The organism is Roseburia sp. 499, assembly GCF_001940225.2.
GTDB lineage: Bacteria > Bacillota > Clostridia > Lachnospirales > Lachnospiraceae > Petralouisia.
The window spans coordinates 2286098-2299408 of sequence record NZ_CP135164.1 but is presented as its reverse complement, the minus strand read 5'-3'; the positions used below and the strand labels follow the sequence as shown (position 1 = coordinate 2299408).

Below are 13311 nucleotides of genomic sequence, written 5' to 3'. Positions count from 1 at the left end.
ACAAGATGAAGATAAAAATAGGATTGCAAAAGACGGGAAAAGTGTTATTGCTTTTTGTATTCAGTGTATTTACGGCATTTCCTTTTCTATGGATGATGCTGAGTGCGTTGAAGACAAAAGCGGAGATTATGGATGTGTCAAAGTTTTTTCCGGCAGAGTTTCAATGGAATAATTTTTATGAGGTTATTTTCAATTCGCCATTACTGAAATATGTATGGAACAGTTTATTTGTATCAGTTCTTACATTAGCAATTCAGATTGTAACAGCAGCTATGATTGCTTATGCCATTGTGTTTATGAAGTTTAAGGGAAGAAAAATACTGTTTGCCATTATCATGGGAACTTATATGCTGCCAACGGCAGCCACTTATATTCCGAGTTACATTATTCTTTCTAAACTCAGTTTGCTTAATACTTTTACCGGTTTGATTTTATCTAACTGTGTCAGTATTTTCGGAATCTTTCTGCTTCGGCAGGCATTTATGCAGGTGCCTGTGGGAGTAATAGAGGCGGCAAGGATTGACGGGGCATCCCAATGGAAAATTTTGTGGCAGGTGGTATGCCCTATGACAAAGTCCTCTTTTATTACCTTTGGACTGATGAATTTTATTACCTGTTACAACAGTTATATGTGGCCTTCTCTGATTACAGATTCTAATGAAAAAATGATGGTTTCTCAGGGACTTCGAAAGTTCTTTATTGAAGGAGGCGCATATGGAACAGAATGGCCTCTTGTTATGGCGGGAAGTGCCTTGATTGTATTACCACTGTTGATTCTGTTTGCATTTACCCAGAAATGGTTTATCAATGGAATTGGTGGAGATACCGGTATGAAGGGGTAAATCCCTTTTATATATAGAAATAATAAACAGCAAAAACAAGGAGAGAAAAACATGAAAAAAAGATTATTAGCAGCATTGTTAGGAATGACAATGGTTGCGGGATTGCTTACCGGATGTGGAAGCAATGGTTCAAAAGAAGCAACAAAAACAGCAGATGGAAAGATTCAGATTGATTTCTGGTATTCAGGTGGAAAAACAGCAGTAAACGTATTTCAGGATATTGTGGATGATTTTAATGCATCTCAGGACAAATATGAAATTGTAACAACTACGCAGGCAGATTATACGGAAACCTACGAAAAACTTCAGGCAGGAATTGCAGGAAACAATGCGCCGGATATGGCACTTTTAGATGTAGATAAGTCTAGAAACCTTTCTGAAAAAAATCTGGTAGCAGATTTAAGCAAATTTATCGACGAAGATTCTGATTTCCAGAAAGATGATTACTTAAGTGTATTTTTTGATCAGGGTGTCAATGAAGATGGAAAAACTTTTGCACTGCCTGCATATGGAACAACACAGATTTTTTATTACAATATAGCAGCTTTTGAAAAGGCAGGTATTGATCCAGAGTCCATTCAGACATGGCAGGATTTAGCAGAAGCAGCAGCGGCTATGACAAGTGCAGATGGTTCTTTTGTAGGATGGGAGCCAATGTGGGGAAGTCCAAACCTGGTAGATGCAGCATTAAGTAATGGCGCATCTCTGTTAAGCGAAGATGGAAAGACTGTTATGATTAATTCTGAAGAATGGGTAGAAGTATGGGAGTCCTTCCGTCAGTGGATTCATGATGACAAGATTATGAAGGTAAATTCCGGCGGACAGGGCTGGGAGTACTGGTATACTACCATTGATGACGTGCTTCAGAACAAAGCTGGTGGATACACAGGTTCTTCCGGAGACCAGGCAGACCTTGATTTTAGCATTGTAGCAGCAATGGAACAGCCGGGATTTAATGACAATCCTTCTGCACCGACCGCAGATGCATTACAGTTGGTTATGCTGGAAGATTCCGATGATGAGACAAAACAGGGAGTATATGAATTTATGAAATACTTTACTTCACCGGAAAATCAGGCAAAATGGTCCATGGCAACAGGATATGTAGCAGTACGTCAGTCTACGCTGGAAGTAGAGGAATTTAAGGCATATACAGAAGAAAATCCACAGGCACTGGTTCCGATTTCACAGGCATCCCATGGAACTCCTGCTTTAACTGATCCAACCGGAGGAAAGATTTTTGATGCATTAAGTATTGCAGCAGATAAAGTAGAATTGGAAAATGTTCCTGCAAAAGAAGCATTAGATGAGGCACAAAAGACTGCTCAGGAAGCATTGGACAGTATTAATAAATAGAGAAGATATAGAACATGAGAGAAATAATTAACTTTACAATCAGCCGGGAGGCAGAAAATCTTCATGAGGAATCCTTTGTGATTCCTCATGAATTAAAAACATTATATTTAGATATTAAAGTGCCGGAAGGATGCAGCTATATAGGATTTGTTGTTTTACGGGATGAGACTGGTGCTATCCGGCTTCAAAAGCTGTTAGGCTACGGAGCGCAGAAACTGGCAGTTGGAACAGAAGGCACTCATACTGCAATTGGTGGGGTACCGGGAAGAATTTTACCGGGAGAATGGAAAATTTATTTTGGTATTTTTACAGAGACTGTAAAACAGCAATTGGGGGATAAGACTATAGTATTGGAAACGGTAGTGACAGATGAAATCTCTGAGATAACAGAGCCAATTGGAAAATGGATTTGGGTAGAGGAAGGTAGTTTTCATATATCACCGGAAAAATATGATTGGAATCAGATATATCAGGCGGAAACAAGATGGTATAAAGGCGATTTTCATACCCATACCAGATTATCTGATGGGAAGGAAACCATAAGAAATGCCATGAAAAAAGCAAAGGACATGGAAATGGACTTTTATGTGCCTACTGAGCACAATCTGATGCACACTGGGTGGTGTGATACAGATCTTTGCATTTTGCCGGGAATTGAGATTACTACCGAGGATGGACATTTTAATTTGTTTGGTATTACGGAAATGCCGGAAAAATTACTGGAAATTGTAATGTACAATGGAACGCCACAGATGGAAAAGTATGTGGAAGAGACTATAAAAGAAGCAAACAAGAAGGGATGGATTGTTAGTTTGAATCATCCATTTCTTACCGTTTGGAAATGGAAGTATGGAAAAACAAGTCTTGAGGATTTTCAATGTGTGGAGATTGTCAATGACCCTACTTATCAGGATGCTCCATCATCTAATGACCAGGCAATTTGTTTTCTGGATGAACTTTGGAAGGACGGGCACAAGATTTGGGGAGTGGGGGGAAGTGACTCCCATAATCTGATAGAAGAGCGTTATGAAGGGGCAGACCTTCCGTCTATTGCAGGCGATCCGGGTACTTATGTATTTTGCGAAGGATTGTCACCAAAGAACTTGATGGAACAGGTGAGAAAGGGACACATGTGTGTTACAAGATTCTGCAAAATTATTCCCCAAATTACAGTAGAAGGGAAGGAATATCTTCCGGGCGATAAGATTACAGAAAACGGAGAAAATATAGTTCTTATTTATGAAGCACAAATCAAAGGAATTAAGGAAAGACCAAAAGTATTTTTAGTGAAAAATGGAGAAAAACTGCCGGTAAAGGTATATGAGAAGACATCGGGAGATTTTTATATCAAAGAAGAAATAGAACTGAATGACCAGACATGGAATTGGGTCAGACTTGAGGTAAGACAACGACAGGGAGCATTCTTGGGATATGTAAATCCTGTTTATTGTGGAGCAATGGATTCTGTTTGCAGTACCATAGAAGAAATATGGGAGAAAATGGGAGAAAACTAACATGATAAAAGGAATATTGTTTGATAAGGATGGAACTCTGGTGGATTTCTTTTCGCTCTGGCTTCAGGCGGCGACGGCAGTAATACCGGTGTTTTTAAGGAGAAATGGAATAGAGGATTCAAAAGAGTTAGTGCAACATCTGCTTCGAACCATTGGAGTGGACAAAGGGGAAGTAGACCCTAGGGGAGCGCTTGCCTATAAGTCTTATGGAGAAATTGCAGAAGATGTCTGTGTAGCGCTTTCAGAAAAAGGAAAGACGGTTTCGGTAACAGAAGCAAGGAAGCAGTTAGAAGAACTTTTTAATGAGAATGTGACCAGACGGGATGCAAAATTTCAGTTGTTCACGGACATGAATGTACTAATGGAAAATTTAAAATCCCGGAATATTGTAATCGGGCTGGCTACAGCAGATACGGAGATTTCGGCAAAAAACTGTTTGGATTCTATTGGAGTAAAGGAATTTTTTGACTATATTGGTGCAGATGATGGACGACGAAAACCGAAACCGGACAAAGAAATGTTTTTGGAATTTGCAGAACAGTTTTCTTTAAGACCGGAGGAAATTGCAGTAGTAGGGGATACTTATAATGATATGATTTTTGCAAGAAAAAATGGTGGAATTGCAATTGGAGTGCTAAGTGGTGTCAGCGAGGCAGCCGATTTTGGAAATGAAGCGGATTATGTCATTGCGTCTATCCGTGAATTGCCGGAATTATTAGACAGGATTTAAGATAAGGAGGAAATACTGTGGCAGAGATTCAGTTAAAACATATGTATAAGAATTTTGAAGGTGGAGTAACGGCGGTAAAGGATTTCGACCTATGCATTAAAGATAAGGAATTTGTGATTTTTGTAGGACCTTCCGGATGTGGTAAGTCTACGACACTTCGAATGATTGCAGGATTAGAGAAGATTTCAGACGGTGAACTTCTTATAGATGGAAAACGTATGAATGATGTGCCTTCCTGTGACCGGGATATGGCAATGGTATTTCAGAATTATGCATTGTATCCTCATATGTCTGTTTACGACAATATTGCCTACAGTATGAAACTGAAAAAGGTGCCTAAGGCTGAGATAAAGAAAAAGGTAGAAGAGGTGGCGGAGAAACTGGGTCTTTCCGAGGTACTGAATCGCAAACCTAAGGAACTTTCCGGTGGTCAGAAACAGCGTGTGGCAATGGGACGTGCCATTGTGCGTAAGCCAAAAGTATTTTTAATGGATGAGCCTTTGTCAAACCTGGATGCAAAACTCAGAAATCAGATGCGTGGTGAGATTTCCAAACTTTATCAGGAGTTAGATAGTACCTTTATTTATGTAACGCACGATCAGGTAGAAGCAATGACACTTGGTACCAAAATCGTCGTGTTAAAGGATGGTGAGATTCAACAGGTCGCTACACCGCAGGAACTTTATAATTATCCTGCAAATGTGTTTGTAGCAGGATTTATAGGTACACCTCCTATGAATCTTTGGGAAGGAGCTTGCGTTCCGGTAAATGGGGTGTTACATATACAGGTAGGAGATGCGTTATTTCCATTACCGGAGCAGATAGCGGAAAATATTAGAAGAAAGAATTATATTAACCAGGATATCATAGTAGGAATACGTGCGGAAGATATTAAACTGGCGGCAGATGGAGAATTGGAAGGTACAGTAGAAGTATACGAAATGTTGGGAGATTATGCATACTTGTATTTTAATTATGCCGGACAGAAGGTATCTGTAAGAGTGCCGGCAGATACTGCGGTTCAAAGAGGAGATACGATCCGTATGACATTTGATATGGAAAAAATTCATCTTTTCGATAAACTGCGGGAGAAGCGAATTTAATTAGTTGCTTTTTGCTGTCTTGCAAATCATTTTCTACATCGATTTTATCAAAAAAGTAGAATAGTGCAATTTTTTCACTGAAAAAGTGCAAGCATTTCATAGAAATTAGAGGTAAAATTGTAGAAAAAAGAGAGCAAAAAGGAGAAGGAGTATGGAGGTAGAAAGAAAGAGCCTGACACAATTATTCATTCCTATTTGTCTGGAAACGCTATGTTATATGTTGGCGGGAATGATAGATACATTGATGCTGTCTTCTGCGGGGGATAAAGCAGTTGGGGCTGTGGGAACAGCAAATACATACATTGGAATTTTTATTATTATGTTTTCTGTAATATCTTCAGGAATGATTGCAGTAATGACGCAGTACATTGGTGCAGGGAGAGTGGGAGTAGCGTATCAAGCAAGGCAGATTGGGCTAATATTTAATGCTATCTTGGGAATGTTATTGTCTTTATTCTTGTTTTTTGGTGCAGGTACAGTGCTGGAAACAGTAGGTGTGGCAGAGCTTCTTATGGATTATGCTAAGACATATCTTAAGATTGTGGGAGGAAGTTGCATTTTGAATGCACTTATTCCTATTTTCTCCAGTTATCTAAGGGCGTTTGGACATACCAGAGAGCCTCTTGCAGCTACGATTGTGGGAAATATACTAAATCTGATATTGAATGCGGTTTTTCTATTCATATTTGATTTGGGAGTTATGGGAGTGGCTATTGCCACAGTAATATCGAGAATTCTGAACCTGTTGATTGTAGTATATTTCTCTCACCGGCTTGTACATGCAGGAGAAGAACCGGAACGTTTACCTAATCGTGAGGTTTTAGGGCAGATTGTACATATTGGATTGCCGTCTGCATTGGAGACAGCTCTTTACAATGTGGCAATGACACTAGTGATACGTTTTCTTAATCAGATGGATTCAGATGGAATCAATGTGACAGCACGTTCCTATGCAGTTCAGATTACTAATTTTTCTTATTGTGTGGGAGCAGCGTTGGCGCAGGCAAATGCAATTATGACAGGTTGGCGGATTGGAGCGCAGGAATATGAGGAATGTGATCGGGGAACCAGAAAAGCTGCTATTGTAGGGATTTGCGTAGCAACTATAATGGAAACTTTAATTGCTCTTTCTTCCGGAAAGTTACTGCTTTTATTTACAGATGATTCTGTAATGCTTGAATTGGTGGGAAAACTTCTGGCAATTGATATTGTTCTGGAAATCGGGCGTGTCAGCAATCTGGTGTTTGGAAATGCTTTAAAGACCAGTGGAGATGCTGTGTTTACTACAGTAATTGCGTCGATATTTATGTATTTGTGTGCGGTAGGTGGTACTTACCTATTTGGAATCCGGATGGAAATGATGGTAGTAGGTGCCTATATTGGTTTGGCAATGGATGAATGTATTCGTGCAATCTGTATGTTTTTCCGTTGGAAGAGTGGAAAATGGAGAGAGAAAGAATTAATTACCAGATGATGGGGAGAACAGCTAGTTCTCCCTCTTTTGTGCTTCTTTTTGTCTTTTCAGAAACATAGTAAGAGAAGCACCAAAGATAATTACGTATCCGGTGACGCTCATCCAGTTAGGCAGTTCGCCTAAGAACAAGATGCCCCAAAGGGAAGAAAAGATAATTTGTGTGTAGTCATAGACAGAGATTTCCTTTGCAGGAGCATGGGAGTAGGCGGCAGTAATGGAGAATTGGCCTCCGGAAGCTGCAAGTCCTGCTAACAGTAGAAATCCAAGTTGCCAGGGTTTCATAGGGGTGTAATTGAAAATGAAAAAGGGCAGTGTTACAATGCAGGAAAAGGCGGAAAAGAAGAAAACGATAAAAGGTCCTTTTACACCTTGGCCACTTAAAACACGCACCATAGTGTAGGCAATACCGGCACCTAATCCACCTAAGAGTCCAATAAGAGCCGGGAAGGTCACAAGATTGCCAAATCCGGGACGCAAAATAAAAAGTGTCCCAATAAATGCGGTAATAACACAGATGAGCTGATATGGTGCCACTTTCTCTTTTAATAAAAAGTAAGAAAAAATAATAGCAAAAAATGGTGACAGTTTGTTCAGCATGTTTGCATCGGATAGTGCCAGATGGTCAATGGCATAGAAGTTGCAGAAAAGACCTAATGTGCCAAAAGCTGCCCGTAAGATAAGATAAATGGTATTTCCCTTTCCGGCGTGGAAGGGGATTTTTTCTTTCCATAATATAAAGAGAGAAAAAATCAATGCAACAAGGTTGCGGAAAAAGCTTTTCTGCATGGAAGGGATGTCCCCGGAAAGGCGGACAAACAGACTCATCAGAGAAAAACACAATGCTGCCAATATAATGTAAAAAATTCCTTTATTCTTTTCAGACATAGTAAAACCTCATTTCATATTTAATTTATTCTTGTATATTCTATACTATTCTGGTAAATTTTTCTATAGACGAAAAAATTTCCTACATAACATATAAAACCTATTGACAAAGTAGGAAATAAATGATATAACAGATAGTATCAAAGAAAAAGAGACCAGGAGGTGATAGGACACAAATGAAAATATCAATGAAAGGAAAGTATGCGGTAAGATTGATGCTGGATTTAGCAGAGCATGATTTTGGTGAGCCGGTAAGCCTGAAGGACATTGCAGTAAGGCAGGAGATTTCCGAGAAATACCTGGAACAAGTTGTGTCCTTGTTGAATAAGGCAGGATTGGTACGTAGCATACGAGGACCTCAGGGAGGATATCGTCTGGTACGAAAACCATATGATTACAAGGTAGGCGAAATTTTACGAATGACGGAAAGCTGTTTCGCAAAGGATGCAGAAACAGAGGAAGATGCCAGCAAGATTCTATGGAATCAGATTGATGATGCGGTCAGCAGTGTAATTGACACGGTAACTTTGGAAGATATGCTTACCTGGAAAAATGAAAATGCATATAACTATTCTATATAAGATTTGGAGAGGAAAGGAAGAGAACGATGAGTAAAATAGCAGAACATTTAACAGAACTGATAGGAAATACTCCTTTATTGGAGCTTACAAATTATGAAAAGGAAAACGGATTGGAAGCTAAGATTATTGGAAAATTGGAATATTTCAATCCGCTTGGAAGTGTAAAGGATCGCGTTGCATATTCCATGATAGAGGATGGAATAAAAAAAGGAACGATTAACAGTGAGACAGTAATCATTGAGCCAACAAGTGGAAACACCGGAATCGGTCTTGCTTTTGTAGCGGCTTCCAAAGGGCTTCACTTGATTTTGACCATGCCGGATACCATGAGTGTGGAGCGAAGAAAAATTGTTTCTGCATTGGGAGCAGAAATTGTTCTTACACCGGGCAAGGAAGGTATGAAAGGTGCCATTGCAAAGGCAGAGCAGTTAAAAGAAGAGTATGGAAATGCAATTATTCCACAGCAGTTTGAGAATGCAGCCAATCCGGCAATTCATAAAGAAACAACAGCAAAAGAGATTTGGGAAGATACCGACGGAAAGGTAGATATCTTTGTATCAGCTGTAGGAACCGGAGGAACTTTAACCGGAACCGGAGCAGGATTAAAAGAAAAGAATCCGAATGTAAAGATTGTTGCAGTAGAGCCAAAAGATTCTGCAGTACTTTCCGGTGGACAGCCGGGACCTCATAAGATTCAGGGAATTGGAGCAGGATTTGTGCCAAAGGTTCTGGATACGGGATTAATTGATGAGATTATTCCGGTAGAAAGCGATGCAGCATTTGAAACAGCCAGAAAGGTGGCAAAGACAGACGGATTGCTAGTGGGAATTTCAGCAGGTGCAGCTCTTTATGCAGCAGATGTACTGGCAAGACGTCCGGAAAATAAGGGAAAAAATATTGTAGTTCTATTGCCTGATACAGGAGAGCGCTATTTATCTACTGCATTATTTGAATAAAAACAGGAGGAGTATTTATGAAAAAGAATGGAACAAGGATAACGGCGTTTACTCTTGCAGCAGTATTGGCCATGACATTTTTACCGGCATGTGGAAAAGAAAAAAAGGAAGATGGAACACTGACACTTACCAATGTTTCCTATGACCCTACCCGTGAACTATATGAGGAATATAACAAGGCATTTCAAAAACACTATCAAGAGGAAACGGGGAAGAAAATTGAAATTGTTCAGTCTCACGGAGGTTCCGGAAGCCAGGCAAGATCTGTAATTGAAGGAAGCGATGCAGATGTGGTAACACTAGCACTTGCTCACGACATTACCTTAATTGAAAAGGCAGGATTGATTGAGAGTGGTTGGCTGAAGGAGTTTGAAGGAAATTCTTCTCCTTATACCTCTACTATTGTATTTCTGGTACGAAAGGGAAATGAAAAGGAAATTAAGGACTGGGATGACTTAGTAAAAGAAGGTGTAGATGTAATTACACCAGACCCCAAAAGTAGTGGTGGAGCTTGCTGGAACTTTTTGGCAGCATGGGAATATGCCAGTGAAACATATGGCTCTGAAGAGGAAGTAAAGGAGTTTGTAACTGCTTTATACAAGAATGTGTCGGTAATGGATTCCGGAGCCAGAGGTGCAACAACTACTTTTGTGGAAAACGGGCAGGGTGATGTGTTGATTGCCTGGGAAAATGAAGCATTATCTACGGTGGAAGAATATCCAGACAAATATGAAATCATTACTCCAAGTGTAAGTATTTTGGCAGAGCCAAGTGTTGCTATTGTAGATGAGAATGCAGATAAGGATGGTACCCAGGAAGCAGCCAAAGATTATCTGGAATATCTTTATTCTGACGAGGCTCAGAGAATTATTGGAGAAAAGGGTTATAGACCATTTAATCCGGATATTTTACAAGAGTTTTCCGATAAATTTAATTTAAATATTAATTTATGCACTATAGATGATTTTGGCGGATGGGATGCCGCATATGAGACCTTTTTCGTAGATGGCGGAATTTTTGATGAGATATATGATAACTAGAGAATGACAAGAGGAGGAACCATGAAAGGGTTGAGAAAGAAAAAGCAAGGAAAAACCTGTAGGGTAATACCGGGATTTGGACTTACCATGGGAGTGACGGTAACTATGTTGTCACTGTTGGTATTGATTCCATTGGCATCCGTAATGATTTATTCGTTGAAATTATCACCTAGTGAATTCTTTCAACTGATTGGAAGAAAAGAAGTAGTAAATGCATTCTCCACCAGTATTCTGTGTTCCTTTATTGCGGCAGTGATAAATTGTATCTTTGGAGTGATTCTGGCCTGGATTTTGGTACGGTATGAATTTCCGGGAAAGCGATTGCTAGATGGATTGATTGAACTTCCATTTGCATTGCCTACCGCAGTGGCAGGTATTACTTTATCTAAAATGTATGCCGATACCGGTTTTCCGGGAAAGTATCTGGCAAAGCTTGGAATTCATGTATCTTATACGAAAATAGGTCTTACCATTGCACTGATATTTGTAGGAATTCCTTTTGTAGTAAGAGCCATACAGCCGGTGTTGGAAAAGTTAGATTCATCTTATGAAGAAGCAGGAAATATGCTAGGCGCAGGGAGTGCGCGAATATTTCTAAAAATAATTTTACCTGAACTTCGTCCGGCTTTATTAACAGGCTTTGGATTGGCATTTGCAAGAGGGGTAGGAGAATATGGAAGTGTCATTTACATATCAGGTAATAGTGCCAGAAAGCATACACAGGTAGTATCCTATGTTATTATGCAAAAGTTAAATTATGTAGATTATGCCGGTGCTACAGCCATTGCGCTGGTAATGCTGATACTTTCCTTTCTGATTTTGTTTCTGGTAAACATGGTGCAGGTACATCAGGCAAAACGGACAGCATAAGGAGGCAGTTATGGAGAAAAAGAAACAGAAAAAGCGAAGTAAAACAGAAATTATACTGATTACCATAGGTGTACTCTTTATTGTTTGTATGTTAGTACTGCCATTGATATCTGTGTTGACAAATTCTCTGAAAGAGGGAATAGGATTTTATTTTAAGTCATTGGCTTCTGAGTATGTGATATCCGCATTGGGGGTTACATTACTTGCAACAGTAATTGCTGTGGTAGTAAATACTTTTTTTGGAATTATGGCTGCATGGCTTCTGACAAAGTTCTCCTTCCGAGGAAAGCATATACTTGCAACGTTGATTGATATTCCATTTTCCATTTCACCGGTCATTGCAGGACTTGCTTTTTTAATGACCTTCGGAAGACTGGGATGGGCAGGAAAATATATCGATGCCATCAATGAAGCACTTGGAACAGATATTAAGATTGTATTTGCAGTTCCGGGCGTAGTGCTTGCTACGATATTTGTTACCTTCCCTTTTGTATCAAGAGAAATCATTCCGGTGTTGAATGCACAGGGAAAAGAGGAAGAAGAAGCAGCCACACTTATGGGGGCAGGCGGATTTCAGATTTTTCGCAAAATTACACTTCCACACATAAAATGGGCATTGCTTTATGGCATTATTCTCTGTACAGCAAGAGCTTTAGGCGAATTCGGAGCAGTCAATGCATTGTCAAAGACCAGAGGTGAGACTTTTACGTTACCACTTGAAATCGATGCTCTTTATCTGGCAGGTTCTGCGGATTCCATTACATCTGCATTTGCAGTATCTTCCCTGTTAGTTATCATTGCAGTGTTCGTGTTGATACTTCGGAATTTTGTAGAATATAAGGCATCAAAGAAAGGAAAGGCATAGGAGGTGAAGGCATGTACGTGGAAATGAAAAATATTGAAAAACATTATGGAGATTTTAAGGCTTCTGATAATGTAAATTTTGGAATAGAAAAAGGAAAGCTGGTAGCATTGCTTGGCCCAAGTGGAAGTGGCAAGACCACCATACTCCGTATGCTGGCAGGATTGGAAAATCCGGATTCAGGAGATATCCTTATTGACGGAAAGCGAATCAATGATATTCCGGCAGCAAAGCGAGGAATTGGATTTGTATTTCAGAATTATGCGTTATTTCGTTATATGACGGTATTTGACAACATTGCCTTCGGTCTGGAGGTGCAAAAGGTGCCGAAAGCACAGATTAAGGAAAGAGTAATGGAGCTTATCGAATTGACCGGGCTTTCCGGTATGGAAAAGCGTTATCCCAGTCAGTTGTCCGGTGGACAGCGTCAGAGAGTGGCATTTGCCAGAGCACTTGCTCCTAATCCGCAAGTACTTTTGTTAGATGAACCCTTTGCGGCGATTGATGCTAAGGTAAGAACGGAGCTTCGCAACTGGCTAAAAGACATGATTCACAAGGTAGGAATTACCAGTATTTTTGTGACACACGACCAGGACGAAGCAGTAGAAGTGGCAGATGAGATTATCATTACAAACCATGGAAAAATAGAGCAGGCGGGGACGCCAATGGAGATTTACAAGACACCGGAAACACCATTTGTGGCACAGTTTATTGGTCGTTCCACAGTGGTAAATCACTATGAACAGCTAAATGGGTTTGAAGCAGTAGCTGGAGCATCGCAGGCAGTTATTCGACCAGAGTTTGTTCGCGTTTCTAAGAGTGGAAAACTAGAGCAGTACATGAGTGCAGCAGAGGAAGGAACGGTAGAAGAGGTAGTGTTCCGAGGCAATCATCTGGAGCTTACGATTAATTTCAAGGGAATATCCATCAAGGCAGAGCGTTCGTTAGAAAAGGATCCGGTCAGTGTAGGAGAAAAGGTACAGGTATTGATTTACCGATTATACATATTTGATGAGAACAGAACATATCTGATGGAAAACAGTGCAATGCAAGAAAACGACGTGTTCTATATCTAATTATTCTAATTAACCGAGGAGG

The 13311-nt window shown here is 40.0% G+C and carries 13 protein-coding genes; 12 read left to right on the top strand and 1 reads right to left on the bottom strand.

All coding sequences use genetic code 11. From position 1 onward, the window contains the following. The first annotated feature begins 5 nt into the window (after positions 1-5). From BIV20_RS11325 to BIV20_RS11300, 6 genes are all read left to right on the top strand, one after another. The gene (locus BIV20_RS11325) at positions 6-842 is read left to right on the top strand and encodes a carbohydrate ABC transporter permease (protein WP_143524539.1); all 837 of its coding nucleotides are present in this window, start codon (positions 6-8) and stop codon (positions 840-842) included. 51 nt (positions 843-893) lie between these two features. After that, positions 894-2198, top strand: coding sequence for an ABC transporter substrate-binding protein (locus BIV20_RS11320; protein WP_075720839.1), 1305 nt, complete (start codon positions 894-896; stop codon positions 2196-2198). 14 nt (positions 2199-2212) lie between these two features. Continuing rightward, a complete protein-coding gene (locus BIV20_RS11315; protein ID WP_075720838.1) occupies positions 2213-3712 on the top strand; it encodes a CehA/McbA family metallohydrolase in 1500 nt (499 codons plus the stop codon). Position 3713: 1 nt separating this feature from the next. Continuing rightward, positions 3714-4442: an HAD family hydrolase gene (locus BIV20_RS11310; RefSeq protein ID WP_075720837.1), complete on the top strand. Its 729-nt coding sequence runs from the start codon at positions 3714-3716 to the stop codon at positions 4440-4442. A 17-nt stretch (positions 4443-4459) separates the two neighbouring features. After that, a complete protein-coding gene (locus BIV20_RS11305) occupies positions 4460-5545 on the top strand; it encodes an ABC transporter ATP-binding protein (RefSeq protein ID WP_075720836.1) in 1086 nt (361 codons plus the stop codon). 151 nt (positions 5546-5696) lie between these two features. Continuing rightward, positions 5697-7019, top strand: a complete 1323-nt coding sequence (locus tag BIV20_RS11300; RefSeq protein ID WP_075720835.1) for an MATE family efflux transporter — start codon at positions 5697-5699, stop codon at positions 7017-7019. A 12-nt stretch (positions 7020-7031) separates the two neighbouring features. On the opposite strand, the gene BIV20_RS11295 is transcribed toward BIV20_RS11300, so the two are convergent. Then, entirely contained in the window at positions 7032-7904 is an 873-nt protein-coding gene (locus BIV20_RS11295) for a DMT family transporter (protein WP_075720834.1), read from the bottom strand. Positions 7905-8080: 176 nt separating this feature from the next. Here BIV20_RS11295 and BIV20_RS11290 point away from each other — a divergent pair, with 176 nt between their 5' ends. Genes BIV20_RS11290 through BIV20_RS11265 form a run of 6 tightly spaced genes read left to right on the top strand, consistent with a single transcriptional unit; the run spans position 8081 to position 13289 of the window. Next, a complete protein-coding gene (locus tag BIV20_RS11290; RefSeq protein WP_075720833.1) occupies positions 8081-8485 on the top strand; it encodes an RrF2 family transcriptional regulator in 405 nt (134 codons plus the stop codon). 26 nt (positions 8486-8511) lie between these two features. Next, positions 8512-9441 carry a cysteine synthase A gene (cysK, locus tag BIV20_RS11285; RefSeq protein ID WP_075720832.1) on the top strand — a complete coding sequence of 310 codons (930 nt, stop codon included), beginning with the start codon at positions 8512-8514 and terminating at the stop codon, positions 9439-9441. A gap of 17 nt (positions 9442-9458) precedes the next feature. After that, entirely contained in the window at positions 9459-10481 is a 1023-nt protein-coding gene (locus tag BIV20_RS11280; RefSeq protein WP_075720831.1) for a sulfate ABC transporter substrate-binding protein, read from the top strand. A gap of 21 nt (positions 10482-10502) precedes the next feature. Beyond that, positions 10503-11351 (top strand): sulfate ABC transporter permease subunit CysT, encoded by an 849-nt coding sequence (gene cysT, locus BIV20_RS11275; protein WP_075720830.1) that lies wholly within the window; start codon positions 10503-10505, stop codon positions 11349-11351. A gap of 10 nt (positions 11352-11361) precedes the next feature. After that, positions 11362-12216: a sulfate ABC transporter permease gene (locus BIV20_RS11270; protein WP_075720829.1), complete on the top strand. Its 855-nt coding sequence runs from the start codon at positions 11362-11364 to the stop codon at positions 12214-12216. 11 nt (positions 12217-12227) lie between these two features. Further along, positions 12228-13289 carry an ABC transporter ATP-binding protein gene (locus tag BIV20_RS11265; protein WP_075720828.1) on the top strand — a complete coding sequence of 354 codons (1062 nt, stop codon included), beginning with the start codon at positions 12228-12230 and terminating at the stop codon, positions 13287-13289. Positions 13290-13311: the final 22 nt, after the last annotated feature.